We start from the raw sequence: 12,969 nt of genomic DNA on the forward strand, positions 1-12,969 counted from the left end.
TTTGTTCGCATCATGTGACGGCGCGATTAAGCGGCTTGCGCTTCGCTGCCGGCGGCGATGATTTCCTGGATGGCCAAGGCGCGGCCTTCCAGAATGGCATCGGCCACGCCACGGGCGTACAGGCGGATGGCACGGGCCGAGTCATCGTTACCCGGGATCACGTAGTCAATGCCTTCCGGCGAGTTGTTGGTATCGACAACGCCGATGACCGGGATGCCCAGCTTCTGAGCTTCAACGATGGCACCCTTCTGGTAGCCGACGTCGATCACAAAGATGGCGTCCGGCAGACCGTTCATGTCCTTGATGCCGCCCAGCGAGGTTTCCAGCTTTTCTACTTCGCGGGTCAGCAGCAGCAGTTCTTTCTTGGACAGGCCGTTGTTGGCGTCGGCCAGGGTGGCTTGCAGGTCGTTCAGGCGCTTGATCGATTGCTTGACCGTCTTGTAGTTGGTCAGCATGCCGCCGAGCCAGCGGTGGTCAACGAAAGGAGCGCCGGCGCGCAGGGCTTCTTCGCGAACGATTTCACGGGCTTGGCGCTTGGTACCGACGAACAGGATGGAACCCTTGTTGGCGGTCAGGCGACGCACGTAGGTCAGTGCGCTCTCGAACAGCGGCAGGGTCTTTTCGAGGTTGACGATATGAATCTTGTTGCGATGGCCGAAGATGTAGGGGGCCATCTTCGGGTTCCAGTAACGGGTTTGGTGGCCGAAGTGGACGCCGGCTTCCAGCATTTCGCGCATGCTGACGGACATAGTAATAACTCCAATGCGAGGGTTAAGGTCTTACGCTCACGACCGACACATCGGCGGTTGCGGCACGCGCTTCCTGCCTGATGCACCCTGGCTTGCGTGAGCGTTGGATTACTTCCCGAAATTGGGAAGCCGGCGATTATAGGCACAGGACGGGCTTTTTCTCAAGTGCCCGGTTGGTTTTCACGGCTGTGCCAGGTGTCTTGGCTTGTCTATTTTGTGCCGGGCATGCCGCAATCCTGCCCGCCGCCAGCGGTACAGACTGCGCGGGCGCGGCGCTCCAATTCGTCGGCCTCCGGGGCATTGCGCAGGTGGGCAAGCTCCGCGAGGGCCTGCAGGTCGGCTACCAGGCTGCGGTGGCGGGCCAGTGTACGGTCCAGCTCCAGCGCAGCCTCCAGGTTTTGTTTGGCTGACGGCCAATCGGCCTGCCGCATGGCGGCTTGCCCTTGCAGTCGCAGCGCGTTGGCGCGCTCGCCGGGTTCGATCCGTGCGACGGTCAGCGCTTGCCCTGCCCGGCTGCGCGCTTGTGCCCAGTCCCCGCCGGCCAGGGCGGCGCGCGCTCGCAGATTAAATATGGCGGCCTGCAGTGGGTGATCAGTCGGGATGAGCGGCGTGGCGGCGTCCAACAGGGCCTGGGCTGCTGACCAGTCCTGCTGGCCGGCCCGCAGTAGCGCCGCTTGATACTGGGCTTCCGCGCGCAGCGCTGGCGGGTAAGCGGTGTCTTGCAACAATGCCCGTAGGGTGGCCAGCGCTTCCTCGGGCGCACCCAGCGCCGCCTGGGCCTGGGCTTGGCCCAGCCTTGCCTGTCCGGCTGCCGGCCAGTCATCCAGGGCCGTCTGCTTTGCTTCCGTTTCGCGCCACAATGCCAAAGCCGCAGGCCATTTGCCGGCTCGGCTGGCCTGCGCAGCGGCAAGCTGGCTGGCTTCGGCCTGCTTGCGCGCCGCGGGTGTTTCGGTTGGTGTGGTGGCGCAGGCTACCAGGAAAAGCGAGAGCAACAGCGGTACGGCGGATCTCATGGTGCATTCCCTTGGCTATCGCTGCGCGGCGCATTCTTGTCCGGTGGGGCAATCAGTCGGTTGAGCGGCCAGGCGCCGGTGACTGCGTCCACCGTCTGATTGCCCTTCTGGGTCAGGCTGCGGCCTTCCTGTACCAGCGCAGCGGCATCGGGCGACACCTGATCGATGAGTTTGCGGGTGCTGCCGGTGGCGGCTTCCAGGTTGCCCAGGGTCCGGTCGGTCTTGTCCAGTAGCGCCGGCATCCGCTCTTCCACCTGCCGCAAGGCCGCGTCGGCCCGTTGTAGCGCGTCGCGGGTGCTGCGCAAGGTGGCGGGGACATCGTTGGCGGTCAGCCGATTGACGTTGTCCAGCACGCCGTCGAGTTTGGCGCGCGTGTCATTAAGGCCGGCCGAGACAGTGCGCAGATTGGCGAGGGTCTGGTGCAGGTCGCCTTGCGGGTCGTTGACCCGGCGTATCATCGACTCCACCTCGTTGATCACTGGCATGGCGCGGTCTCTGACTTCGCGCAGGATTTCGTCCAGGCTCTTGGCGGGAACGAACTCCAGCTCGGCATCGCGCCCGACCGGCGGCAGGTTCATGCTGCCCAGGCCGACATCGATATAGCCGTCACCGATCAAGCCGTCCTTGGCAACCCGGCCGATCGAATCGGCCTTGACCCATTTCAGGTGCCTGTCTTCGATCATGACGCCAATACGCACCCGGCCGCGATCGTCGAGCTTGAGCTCGCGTACTTCTCCGATCTTGAAGCCAGAGAACTTTACTGCCATGCCGACTTTGAGGTCGTTGCCGTTGTCGCTGATAAAGCTGATGGGGGTCTTGGCCTCGAAGTAGCCCTGCCGCCAGGCAAAATAGCCGATGACCAGCAGGGCGCTGACAAGGGCGCTGACGGCAAAGAAGGCCAGTTTCCAGGGCAGGCCGCGAAAGCGGGGGTCGGTATCACGCAGCAGCATGGTCGGGTCCGGTCTGTGTCGTCTGGCAGCGCCAGATGGGGTTGGGTTGGGCGTGGCCCAGCACCAGCCAGGCCGAGGCCGGACTGTGCTTGCTGAAGGCTTGCTCCAGCCGCTCGGCGTCGGTCTCGTTCAGCCGGCTCAGCCATTCGCTCTCTACAAAGACCCAGGCGGGTTGAGCCATCAGCGTGCGTAGCGCGCAGACCAGGCGTTTCTGCCGGGCATTCAGGCTGGCGACCGGCAAACCGGCAAAGCTGCTGTGCTCATGTTCTGGGATATCCAGCAGCGCCAGCAGTTCGGCAAAGCGGGTCTCGTCGGCGGGCTGGGGGGGCTGGCCAAAGTAGCTGAGCGGCAGGAGGCAGTTTTCCCAGACACGCAGGTTGGCGATCAGGCCGCCCTCCCCCGCCAGCCAGCCGTGCGGACCGGGGCGTTGCGCCGCCGCTTGGGCAAAGCAGCCGTCCCGTTCCTGGCCGTTGATGGGCAGCCAGTAGCGCTCGCCCTCTGCCATGGCGGGCAGGGTAAAGGTGGGGCTCATAAATAGCTCCCCAGCACGATAAACATCAGGTCCAGCGCGAACAGGGTCAGAAGCGCCCGGATAACGGCACTCGATGCGGCGATGGGGACATCGGTGGCGCTGTGCCCGCCCGCCAGCCCCCGGGCGCAGGCGACTGCCGCGATGGCGGCACCGAACACCGCGCTCTTGCCCAGGCAGGTCAACATGGCGCTGACCGGCAGCGCCAGTGGTAGGCGGCTAAGTTCGGTAAGCCAGCCAAAGCCCGCTACACCCACGGCGCCGGTGAATAGCGCGATTGCAGCGAAATAGAAAGTGAGGATGGTGGTGGCCAGCAGCATGCCAAGTATGCGCGGCAGGATCAGATAGGCATGCAGGTCTATCCCCATGTGCTGCAGGCTGGCGAGTTCGCCGCTATAGCGCATCATGGCCAGCTCGCTCGCCATGGCTGAGCTGGAGCGCGCAGTCAGCAGGATGGCGGTCAAAAGCGGCGCCAGCTCGGTAAAGGTGATGGAGGCCAGCAGGCGCAAGCTGCCTTCGCTGCTCTGGCCGATCTGGTAGTGCAGCTGTGCCACCACGATGCCGCCAACCGCTGCGCCGACAAACAGCAGCAGCGGCAAGGCCTCGATGCCGCAGAAATAGAGCTGCTTCATCAATACGCGTTTGACCGGCCAGCGTCGTAGCGATGCGGCAGCCTGGGAGGCCTTCAGCATCAGGGTCAGCCCATTCATGGCAGGCGGGTCCTGGCTTTGGGGGCTATCAGCAGTATTGAAACAATCAATTTATTTCCTTCATGAGGCCGGACTTATACTATCGCCCGATTATGGCCTGCAGTACGGCCATCCAGGATTCGACCCGATTCAGTAACATTGCATAAGGAACCCGCCATGTCCAAGACCACGCACAGCAGCCTGCTTATCCTCGGCTCCGGCCCCGCCGGCTACACGGCCGCCGTCTATGCCGCCCGCGCCAATCGCAAGCCCCTGCTGGTGACCGGTCTGGCTCAGGGTGGTCAGCTGATGACGACCACCGAGGTGGACAACTGGCCGGCCGATGCTGACGGTGTGCAAGGCCCGGAGCTGATGCAGCGCTTTGAAGCCCATGCCCGTCGCTTTGGTACGGAGATCGTGTTCGACCATATCCACACCACCAAGCTGGATGAAAAGCCGATCCGCCTGATCGGCGATGCCGGTGAATACACCTGCGACGCGCTGATCATCGCTACCGGTGCCTCGGCCCAATATCTGGGCCTGCCCAGCGAAGAAGCCTTCATGGGCAAGGGTGTGTCCGGTTGCGCGACCTGCGACGGTTTCTTCTATCGCAACCAGCAGGTGGCGGTAGTCGGCGGCGGTAATACCGCAGTCGAGGAAGCGCTGTACCTGGCCAATATCGCCAGCCACGTGACCCTGGTACACCGTCGTGACACCTTCCGCGCCGAGAAGATCCTGATCGATCATCTGATGGAGAAGGTGGCTGCTGGCAAGATCAGCCTGCAATTGGACAGCACCCTGGATGAAGTGTTGGGCGACGCCACTGGCGTAAACGGTATCCGTGTGAAGTCGACCAAGGATGGCTCGACCAAGGATCTGGCGGTGACCGGCTGCTTTATCGCCATCGGCCACAAGCCCAACACCGACATCTTTGCCGGCCAGCTGGAGATGGAAAACGGTTACATCATCACCAAGGGCGGCAGCCAGGGTGGTGCAACCTCCACCAGCGTGCCGGGCGTGTTCGCTGCCGGCGATGTACAGGACCATATCTACCGCCAGGCCATCACCAGCGCGGCTTCGGGCTGTCAGGCTGCGCTCGACGCCGACAAGTACATCGACACGCTGAAGTAAGCACCTCGCTGTCGCCGTGACTGACAGGGCCGCCTTTGGGCGGCCTTGTCGTTGGTGGTGACGGTAGAATTGCGCCATGTCCCGCCCCAAGACTCCTTTTGCCGAGAAGCTGAAGCCGCTGGCGCGCGCCTTGCGCGTCGAGCGTGCGGCCCGACCGGTTGTGCAACAGCCCCTGGCGCTGCCAAGTGATGAGGCGCTGTTTCGGGCCGCGGTCAAGGATGTGGCGCCGCTGCGTCGGCCGCTGTCCTACCCTCATCCCGTGGAGCCGGTATCGGACCAGCCTTTGCAGCACCAGCAGGATGAAGCGCGCGTCATGCATGACGCGATGACCGACTACTGGCCCTGGGATGAGATCGAGACTGGCGAAGAATTGCTCTACCTGCGCAGCGGACAGCGGCTGGACACCCTCAAGAGGCTGCGGCGTGGACAGTGGGTGGTACAGGCCCACCTCGATCTGCACGGCCTCAATACCGACGAGGCGCGCACAGCGGTTGGTGGCTTTTTGCACCGCTGCGTGCAGGAAGACCGACGTTGCGTCCGCATCGTGCACGGCAAGGGCTTGGGTTCGCCCAACAAGGAGCCGGTGCTCAAGAACAAGCTGCGCAACTGGCTGGCCCAGCGCGATGAGGTCCTGGCCTTTTGCCAGGCCCGACAAGTCGATGGTGGGGCTGGGGCGGTCCTGGTGCTGTTGCGCGGGCTGCGTCGCTAGCGCTTAGCCGGACAGGTGGGCCGGTGCCTTTCTGGCACGCTCATAGCGCACTTGTAGAAGACCGGACTCAAAAGTCTCTACCGAGCTGAGGGTGAGCCTTTTGCTCGATTCGGTATTCGGAAAGAGCGGAATGCCGGCGCCCAGTATCAGGGGGTGGATGGAGACGATCAGTTCGTCGATCAGGTCGTGTTCCAGGCAGGTCTTGATCAGTGCAGCGCCCCCGACCAACCAGACTCGGCCGCCTTCGGCGTGCTTGAGCCGGGTGATGAACTCACCGACCGGCTCGGCGACAGCGGTCACATGAGGGGAGGTCCACGCCAGCGGCCGGCTGGAAAAGACGTAGGCGCACTTGCCTGGATAGGGGTAGTCGCCAAAGCTCAGTGCCTGGTCATAGGTGCGGCGTCCCATCAGGATGCAATCGATCGAGTCGTAAAAGGCCTGGTAGCCATAGTCCTGGTCGGTGAACAACCAATCCACGCCGCCATCCGGGCGGGCGATGTAACCATCCAGGCTGGAGGCGATGAAAAGCACGAGTTTGCGCATGGGCTGAATTCCGTCAGTCGGTGCAAGCGGCGTTCAGCTTGCGGGAATAGGTGTTTCGGCCTTGTGGCCGGACGGATGAGTACGGACAATACGCGCCGCGATAAGTGCTCCAGTCCGAACTGGGGCAACACAACAAAGCCATACAGGGAGAATAGCAGCCATGCTGCTTGCGCTCAGAATCGAAGTCGACAGCCTTGCCGCGGCGCGGCAGGCGGTACCGCCATTGCTGTCCATGTTGCAAACGGCAGGTGCCCAGGCCAGTTTCTATTTCAATATGGGACCGGATCGCAGCGGCCGTGCCCGCGGGCCTTTGTTCCAGGTGGGTGAGCACAAGCGTCAGATCCGGCAGAACCGGCAGCTGTCCGGCCCCCACGGTGCAGCACGGCTCTATGGCTGGCTGCTACCCTCACCTGAGGTATATCGGCAGGCCGGCGCGGTGATCGAGTCGGTCAAACAGGCTGGTTACGAAGTAGGTGTGGGTGCCTGGGACCGGGTGGCCTGGGTCAAGCAGATTGCCGGCGCAGACCAGCGCTGGGTCCGGCAGGAGCTGCAAGCAGCCTTGCATGCCTATGAGACCTTGTTGGGGGAGCCGGGGCGGTCCCTGGCTGCCCCCGGGTGGCGGACCAATCGCCCGGCGCTGCGGCTGGAACAGCTCTTGGGCATGGAGTACGGCAGTGATACGCGGGGTACCCATCCCTTTCTGCCCGTGGTCGATGGTGAGCCTATTCGCGTGCCACAGTTACCGACCACCCTGCCGACCTTGGCGGAGTTGATCGGCTCGGGCAGTCACGATGAGCAATCGGCAGTGGAGGCTTTGCTGGCCAGAACGGCCCAGATCCCATTGACCGGCCATGTCTTCACCATCCATGCCGCGCGGGACGGCGGCAAGCGTTTGCCGGTATTGCAGCGCCTGATTGCCGGTTGGCAGCAGCAAGGGCATGAGCTGGCCTCCTTGCATAGATTGCTTGGCATGCTGCAGCAGGCAAAGCTGCCCTGGCATTGCGTGGAGCAACGTGCTTGGCCGGGCTATGCGGGTCTGTTGTCGGTACAAGGGGAGCCTTTCCCCGGTAGGGTGGCCTGATGATTGCTTGACAGCGCTGGCCCTACTCGCCGGAGCTGTCCCATGACCACCGCCTTTGTTTTTCACGAGCCGCTGCAGACCTTTCTCCAGTCCTCGCCAGCCCGCATGCAAAAGCGTTTGCCCGGTCCTTTGCCGCTGGGCTTTCCGGATGCCTTCCGGGCGCGGCTGGTGCAGTTGGCGGCAGACCCTGGGGTAACCGACGAGACTTTCCAGCGGCTCTATTTCGATCTGGTTGTTTGCCCGCAGATGCATGCCAGCATGCGGCGCATGTATCCCAATAGCCAGGCTGGCAAGGATCAGCCATGTGGCGAGGCGATCTTTCTCGACCCGGCCTTCTCTTGGTCTCGACACCTGGACGAACGGCTGTCGCGGCGCTGGCAAGAGTGCCTGTTGCGACATGGCGAAGGGGCCTGGCTGGATGAATCGCTGGCGCTATTGTCGAGCTTCAGGGTCTTGCTCGAGCATCTGTAGGTGGCGTAGCGGGCTGGTCCGCCGGCCCGTGCTTCAATGCAGGATGCGTGGGACGGACAGCACGAATTCTTCGATCGGGGCGTCGAAGGCGCTACCGTCCTCTGCCACGAAGTGATAGCTGCCGCGCATGGTCCCCACTGGCGAATTGAGGGCCACGCCGCTGTGGTATTCAAAGCCTTCGCCCGGCCGTAGTTTGGGCTGCTCTCCCACCACGCCCTGCCCCCTCACTTCCTGGGTCTTGCCGTCCGCTTCATTGATGATCCAGTGACGGGTCATCAGCTGGGCTACCTCGGTACCGGTATTGATGATGCTGACGTGATAGGCAAACACATAGCGGCCGGCGGTTTCGTCGGACTGATCCGCCAGATATTGTGGCCTGACGGTTACGGTGATGTCGTACTTGCGGGATTCGCCCATGCCTTGATCGTGCGTGCGGAGGAAGTCTGATTACACGCGAAAATGGGCAGGCTCACAAGGCGTGGGCGGGGTCTTGCGGTAAAATCGGGCATCTTCCCCGATTGCAGAGTAGCCCGCCATGGCCAAGCCCAACTACCGAATTGCGCCCTCCATCCTGTCTGCCAACTTCGCCAAGCTGGGCGAAGAGGTTCAGAACGTGATCGCGGCTGGCGCCGACATCATCCATTTCGACGTGATGGACAATCACTACGTCCCCAATCTGACCATCGGGCCCTTGGTCTGCGAGGCGATCCGTCCCTGCACCGATGCGCTGATTGACGTGCACCTGATGGTCAAGCCGGTTGATGCCATCGTGCCGATGTTTGCCAAGGCGGGCGCCAACCTGATCACCTTCCATCCCGAGGCCAGCGAGCACGTGGACCGCACCCTTGGGCTGATCCGTGAGCAGGGTTGCAAAGCCGGTCTGGTATTCAACCCGGCCACGCCGCTGTCCTATCTGGACTATGTGATGGACAAGGTCGACATGGTCCTCCTGATGTCGGTCAATCCGGGCTTTGGCGGCCAGAAATTCATTCCGGCCACGCTCGACAAGCTGCGCGAGGCCCGGCGCCGTATCGACGAGCATTGTGCCAAGACCGGCCAGGATATCTGGCTGGAGATCGATGGCGGGGTCAAGGTGGACAATATCGCGGAGATCGCCCGTGCCGGCGCCGATACCTTTGTAGCCGGCTCGGCCATCTACAACACGCCCGACTACAAGGCCACGATTGACGCCATGCGTGCCGAACTGGCAAAGGTCTGAACATGCGCAGCTATGTCATTACCGGTGCGTCCCGCGGCCTGGGCTTGGGCTTGGCTCGGGCGGTTGCCGCAGCGGGCGGTCAACTGATTGCGCTGGCGCGCAAGGAGTCGGCCGAGCTGGCTGCCCTGGGGGCTGATTTGCCCGGTTATCGTTTCGTCGGTCTGGACCTGGGCCAGCCGGAGGCGGTCGAAGCGGTGGCCGATGAGGTCTTCGGCTCCCTGGCGGCCTTGTCTTCGGAAGGCGTGTACCTGATCAACAATGCGGGTGTGGTCGACCCGATCGCGCCTGCCGGGCAGTATGACAACGCCGCCATGGTGCAGAGCCTGACTGTCAACCTGAGCTCAGCCATACAGTTGTGCAATGTCTTTCTGCGCCACTTCCAGCAGCGTGCCGGCGATAGACGGATACTGAATATCAGCTCGGGTGCGGGGCGCAACCCCTATCCCAGCTGGAGTGTCTACTGCGCCGGCAAAGCCGGTCTCGATATGTACAGCCGCTGCGTAGGTATCGAGCAGGCGGCGCTGCCGGGCGGTGTGCGTATAGCCTCGCTCGCGCCAGGCATCGTCGACACCGGTATGCAGGCCACCATACGCGGTACTGATGCAGCGGATTTTCCCCTGGTGGAACAGTTCCGTGACTATTACGCCGAGGGTGCGCTGGTCGACCCGCTGCAGTGCGGTGCTGAAGTACTGGAGCTGCTGCACAGCGAGCACGTCGGTTTTGGCGACATACTCAATATCCGCGACTACCGCTGAGCCTCCGCATGCCCATACAAGCCATTGCCTTCGACCTCGACGGCACCCTGCTCGATACGATTGCCGACCTCGCGGCTGCCGCCAACGCCATGCGTGCGGACTTTGGCCTGCCCACGCTGGCGCAGGCTCGCCTGGAGAGCTTTGTGGGTGGCGGCATGCAGCAGTTGGTACACCGGGCCTTGACCGACGACAGGGATGGCCAGGCTCATGCGGAGCTGCATGCCGCTGGGGTTGATGCCTTCTGCCGCCACTATGACCGCCTGCTGGCGGTACAGACCCGGCCCTACCCTGGCGTGCTCGAAGGCCTGCAGCAATGCAAGGCCTTGGGTTTGCAACTGGCGGTGGTAACCAACAAGCCCTATCGCTTTTCGGTACCGCTCTTGGAGCATACGGGGCTGGCGTCCTATTTTTCGCTGGTATTGGGGGGAGACAGCCTGCCGGAGAAGAAGCCCAGCGCCTTGCCCTTGCTACATGTCTGCGAGCGGTTTGCTTGTACGCCGGCCGCGCTATTGATGGTGGGTGACTCGCATTTCGACCGCGATGCGGCGGTCAATGCCGGCAGTCCTTGCCTGCTGCTCGACTATGGTTACGAGGACGTCTCGGCTTTGGCTTGCGATGGCCATATAAGCAGCCTTGTCGAGGCGGCGAATTTCGTGAAGAATGCACTTCCCATTTCGTAGTCGAACCTATCCCCACATGACGATCCTGACGAAGCACGGCGGGCTGACCTGGCGATGGCGCTGATAGCGTCCTCCCGGTTTTTTCATTCACCCCTTTGCCCGGAAAGCTCGTCATGACCGAACTCGAATTCGACGCACTCGCGCGTCAAGGCTACAACCGCATCCCCGTCGTCCAGGAAGGCTTGGCCGACCTCTACACCCCGCTTTCGGTCTATCTGCGCCTGGCTGATGCCCCCTACTCCTATCTGCTGGAATCGGTAGTGGGGGGAGAACGCTTCGGTCGCTACAGCTTTATTGGCCTGCCGGCCCGCACCGTTCTGACGGTACGCGGCACGCGGACCGAGGTCAGCGTCAATGGCGAGGTGGTCGAGACGCACGAGGGGGACCCGCTGACTTTCATCGGCGAGTATGAAGCCCGCTTCAAAGCCCCCCAGCGGGCCGATCTGCCGCGCTTTGCCGGTGGCCTGGTAGGTTACTTCGGCTACGACACCATACGCCTGATCGAGAAGAAGCTTGCTCATTGCGACAAGCCCGACCCGATCGGCGCGCCGGATATCCAACTGCTGCTGAGCGAAGAGATTGCCATCTTCGACAACCTCAGCGGCAAGCTCTACCTGGTGGTCTACGCGGACCCGAGCCAACCGCATGCCTACACGCGAGCCCACAGCCGGCTGCACGAGTTGCGCATGCAACTGCGCGACCCGGCGCGCACGCCGCGAGCCGAACCGGCCCCCCCGACAACAGCCAAGTCCGAATTCGGCGAGGCGGCGTTCAAGGTGGCCGTAGACAAGGCCAAGGAATACATCGTCGATGGCGACATCATGCAGGTCGTGCTGTCGCAACGCATGTCCATGCGTTTCGAGCAATCCCCCATCACGCTGTATCGAGCTCTGCGTTCGCTCAACCCTTCGCCCTACATGTTCTATTACCAGCTGGGTGACACGCATATCGTCGGTGCTTCGCCGGAAATCCTGGTGCGGCATGAGGGCGGCACAGTGACGGTACGCCCCATTGCCGGTACCCGCCCGCGCGGCAAGACCCGGGATGAAGATCTGGCACTGGAAGCTGAGCTGCTGGCCGACCCCAAGGAAGTGGCAGAACACGTCATGCTCATGGACTTGGGTCGCAATGATGTGGGTCGGGTGGCGAAGACCGGCTCGGTCAAGGTGACCGATGACCGCGTGATCGAACGCTACTCGCACGTGATGCACATCGTTTCCAGCGTCGAGGCCAGCCTCAAGCCCGGTATGAGCAATCTCGATATTCTGCGGGCGACCTTCCCTGCCGGCACCGTCTCTGGTGCGCCCAAGGTGCGCGCCATGCAGATCATCGACGAGCTTGAGCCGACCAAGCGCGGTATCTATGCCGGCGCAGTGGGTTATCTGGGCTTCAATGGCGATATGGATGTTGCGATCGCCCTGCGTACCGCCGTCATCAAGGACAAGACGCTCTATGTCCAGGCTGGCGCTGGCATCGTGGCCGACTCTGTGCCGCAGTCCGAGTGGTTGGAGACGCAGAACAAGGCACGCGCCGTGCTGCGCGCGGCAGAAATGGCACAAAAGGGCCTAGACGCCTGAATGCAGTGGCGGGCGGCTTTGTGCCGCCTCAGCCTTTGCCATTGAGCCGGCAATTGCGCAGCGAGAGCTCGCCCATGTCCAGCATGGCCTCGCCGCCTTTGCCTTGAAAGCGCAGGTTGGGTGCTTCGTAGGCCACGCCTGACGCCGCACTGACTTGGCCGGCCCGCACAAAGCGGCCATCAAACTCGATGGCCACATCCGACCCTGGCAGGTCGACCAGGCTGAATTTCAGCCCACCTTGGCAGGTATAACGGCTCAACTTCAGCGGCGCAAAGCGCATGATGGTGCCCTCGCCCGCTGCACTCAGTTGCAGATTGTTCTCGACAAAGCCCAGCTGCACCATGTGGCTGAGGTCGGTGCTGAAGCGCCCGCCCTGGCCGCCGCCCGGACAGGCCATCTTGGTCAGTGCCACCGGTCCCATGGCGAGCTGCTTGCCGTCCTGGCTGTACTTGGCACTGCCTCGGTTGCAGTCGGCGGTTACCCTGACATAGCCTTCACCGGCAAAGTCCAGCAGATATAGACCGGTACGTGGGGCGGGGGTGCGCCCAGCCGCTGTACTGGTCTCGATCCAGGCCCAGCGTGTGCCGGCTAGCTTGGGTGTACCGCTGAACAGGCTGCCCAACCCGCCGCTGGCTGGCGCAGGCTTGCTTTCGCCGGTGCCCTGGCCGCTGGGCGTCGTAGCGCAGCCGGCCAGAATCAGCAAAGCCGCCAGCAAACTCGGTAGCAAGGGGTGTTTCATGGGCCGGTGTTCCGTGGAAGGTTGCTAGGGCATAAGTATTGGAGTGTGGCAGCGGTCGGTGAATACTTGCTGAACAAGCTACCCCGTGCCTGCACAAAAAAACACGGCACCCATTTGCATGGGTGCCGCTTGAG

The 12,969-nt window shown here is 62.9% G+C and carries 16 protein-coding genes; 8 read left to right on the top strand and 8 right to left on the bottom strand.

The genetic code is table 11. From position 1 onward, the window contains the following. Positions 1 to 26: 26 nt before the first annotated feature. The 5 genes from rpsB to VIM95_RS08560 form a co-directional block, all read right to left on the bottom strand. Positions 27 to 749 (bottom strand): 30S ribosomal protein S2, encoded by a 723-nt coding sequence (gene rpsB / locus VIM95_RS08540; protein WP_331984614.1) that lies wholly within the window; start codon positions 747 to 749, stop codon positions 27 to 29. A 209-nt stretch (positions 750 to 958) separates the two neighbouring features. Continuing rightward, entirely contained in the window at positions 959 to 1,762 is an 804-nt protein-coding gene (locus VIM95_RS08545; protein ID WP_331984615.1) for a hypothetical protein, read from the bottom strand. Next, complete coding sequence (locus VIM95_RS08550; RefSeq protein ID WP_331984616.1) at positions 1,759 to 2,712, bottom strand: MlaD family protein; 954 nt, start codon at positions 2,710 to 2,712, stop codon at positions 1,759 to 1,761. The genes VIM95_RS08545 and VIM95_RS08550 overlap by 4 nt, the downstream gene beginning before the upstream one ends. Next, positions 2,699 to 3,244, bottom strand: a complete 546-nt coding sequence (locus VIM95_RS08555; RefSeq protein WP_331984617.1) for a hypothetical protein — start codon at positions 3,242 to 3,244, stop codon at positions 2,699 to 2,701. The genes VIM95_RS08550 and VIM95_RS08555 overlap by 14 nt, the downstream gene beginning before the upstream one ends. Beyond that, positions 3,241 to 3,951: an ABC transporter permease gene (locus VIM95_RS08560; RefSeq protein WP_331984618.1), complete on the bottom strand. Its 711-nt coding sequence runs from the start codon at positions 3,949 to 3,951 to the stop codon at positions 3,241 to 3,243. Before VIM95_RS08560 ends, VIM95_RS08555 begins: the two co-directional genes overlap by 4 nt. Positions 3,952 to 4,107: 156 nt before the next feature. Here VIM95_RS08560 and trxB point away from each other — a divergent pair, with 156 nt between their 5' ends. Together trxB and VIM95_RS08570 are read left to right on the top strand one after the other, a co-directional pair. Further along, complete coding sequence (gene trxB / locus VIM95_RS08565; RefSeq protein ID WP_331984619.1) at positions 4,108 to 5,061, top strand: thioredoxin-disulfide reductase; 954 nt, start codon at positions 4,108 to 4,110, stop codon at positions 5,059 to 5,061. Between the two features lie 76 nt (positions 5,062 to 5,137). Then, the gene (locus tag VIM95_RS08570) at positions 5,138 to 5,770 is read left to right on the top strand and encodes a Smr/MutS family protein (protein ID WP_331984620.1); all 633 of its coding nucleotides are present in this window, start codon (positions 5,138 to 5,140) and stop codon (positions 5,768 to 5,770) included. Positions 5,771 to 5,773: 3 nt separating this feature from the next. On the opposite strand, the gene VIM95_RS08575 is transcribed toward VIM95_RS08570, so the two are convergent. After that, positions 5,774 to 6,313: a dihydrofolate reductase family protein gene (locus tag VIM95_RS08575; RefSeq protein ID WP_331984621.1), complete on the bottom strand. Its 540-nt coding sequence runs from the start codon at positions 6,311 to 6,313 to the stop codon at positions 5,774 to 5,776. A 160-nt stretch (positions 6,314 to 6,473) separates the two neighbouring features. Here VIM95_RS08575 and VIM95_RS08580 point away from each other — a divergent pair, with 160 nt between their 5' ends. Together VIM95_RS08580 and VIM95_RS08585 are read left to right on the top strand one after the other, a co-directional pair. Next, the gene (locus tag VIM95_RS08580; RefSeq protein WP_331984622.1) at positions 6,474 to 7,394 is read left to right on the top strand and encodes a 4-deoxy-4-formamido-L-arabinose-phosphoundecaprenol deformylase; all 921 of its coding nucleotides are present in this window, start codon (positions 6,474 to 6,476) and stop codon (positions 7,392 to 7,394) included. Between the two features lie 42 nt (positions 7,395 to 7,436). Then, positions 7,437 to 7,865: a hypothetical protein gene (locus tag VIM95_RS08585; RefSeq protein ID WP_331984623.1), complete on the top strand. Its 429-nt coding sequence runs from the start codon at positions 7,437 to 7,439 to the stop codon at positions 7,863 to 7,865. 33 nt (positions 7,866 to 7,898) lie between these two features. Here the strand turns inward: VIM95_RS08585 and apaG are convergent, their stop codons facing one another. After that, positions 7,899 to 8,282, bottom strand: coding sequence for a Co2+/Mg2+ efflux protein ApaG (apaG, locus tag VIM95_RS08590; RefSeq protein WP_331984624.1), 384 nt, complete (start codon positions 8,280 to 8,282; stop codon positions 7,899 to 7,901). A gap of 118 nt (positions 8,283 to 8,400) precedes the next feature. Between apaG and rpe the strand changes: the two genes are divergently transcribed. The 4 genes from rpe to trpE all read left to right on the top strand — a co-directional run bounded on the left by rpe (position 8,401) and on the right by trpE (position 12,096). After that, the gene (gene rpe, locus VIM95_RS08595; protein WP_331984625.1) at positions 8,401 to 9,084 is read left to right on the top strand and encodes a ribulose-phosphate 3-epimerase; all 684 of its coding nucleotides are present in this window, start codon (positions 8,401 to 8,403) and stop codon (positions 9,082 to 9,084) included. A 2-nt stretch (positions 9,085 to 9,086) separates the two neighbouring features. Beyond that, positions 9,087 to 9,839: an SDR family NAD(P)-dependent oxidoreductase gene (locus VIM95_RS08600; protein WP_331984626.1), complete on the top strand. Its 753-nt coding sequence runs from the start codon at positions 9,087 to 9,089 to the stop codon at positions 9,837 to 9,839. Positions 9,840 to 9,847: 8 nt separating this feature from the next. Then, the gene (locus VIM95_RS08605) at positions 9,848 to 10,519 is read left to right on the top strand and encodes a phosphoglycolate phosphatase (RefSeq protein WP_331984627.1); all 672 of its coding nucleotides are present in this window, start codon (positions 9,848 to 9,850) and stop codon (positions 10,517 to 10,519) included. Positions 10,520 to 10,632: 113 nt separating this feature from the next. Then, a complete protein-coding gene (gene trpE, locus VIM95_RS08610; RefSeq protein ID WP_331984628.1) occupies positions 10,633 to 12,096 on the top strand; it encodes an anthranilate synthase component I in 1,464 nt (487 codons plus the stop codon). Positions 12,097 to 12,124: 28 nt separating this feature from the next. Here trpE and VIM95_RS08615 read toward each other — a convergent pair whose 3' ends face one another. Beyond that, positions 12,125 to 12,835, bottom strand: coding sequence for an META domain-containing protein (locus VIM95_RS08615; RefSeq protein ID WP_331984629.1), 711 nt, complete (start codon positions 12,833 to 12,835; stop codon positions 12,125 to 12,127). Positions 12,836 to 12,969 lie beyond the last annotated feature (134 nt).

The sequence above is a fragment of the Chitinimonas sp. genome, from assembly GCF_036568685.1.
In the GTDB taxonomy this organism is placed as follows: Bacteria; Pseudomonadota; Gammaproteobacteria; order Burkholderiales; family Chitinimonadaceae; genus Chitinimonas.